At 49.6% G+C, this 278-nt stretch carries 1 protein-coding gene; it reads right to left on the bottom strand.

Annotated elements, in window-relative coordinates; translation table 11 throughout:
- Nucleotides 1-278 (bottom strand): PAS domain-containing protein (locus H4J73_RS20945; RefSeq protein WP_182188795.1); only part of this gene is annotated, 278 nt, incomplete at both ends.

Below are 278 nucleotides of genomic sequence, written 5' to 3'. Positions count from 1 at the left end.
TCGCCCGTTTTGGTAAACAACGGAAATTCATAGTTAGCCGACTCTTCACCTTGCAGGGCTTTATCCAATATCCCTTTAACCGAGGCCTTGTAATCATCGGTGATAAACCCGGCCACCAGATCTTTGCCCATGACATCAATCTTAGCAAAGCCAGTGAGCTGCTCGGCGCGCTGGTTCCATTCGTTCACCAGACCCGCGGCATCAATCCCAAAAATAGGGGCATTGGCCGTATCGATTAACTGGGTTAAATCATGGGCGACACTTTCTTGCTCCTTACG

Origin of the sequence: Colwellia sp. MB3u-41, assembly GCF_014076845.1 — a bacterium.
In the GTDB taxonomy this organism is placed as follows: Bacteria; Pseudomonadota; Gammaproteobacteria; order Enterobacterales; family Alteromonadaceae; genus Colwellia_A.
The sequence above is the reverse complement of the archived record's forward strand: the minus strand, read 5'-3'. Positions and strand labels throughout refer to the sequence as shown.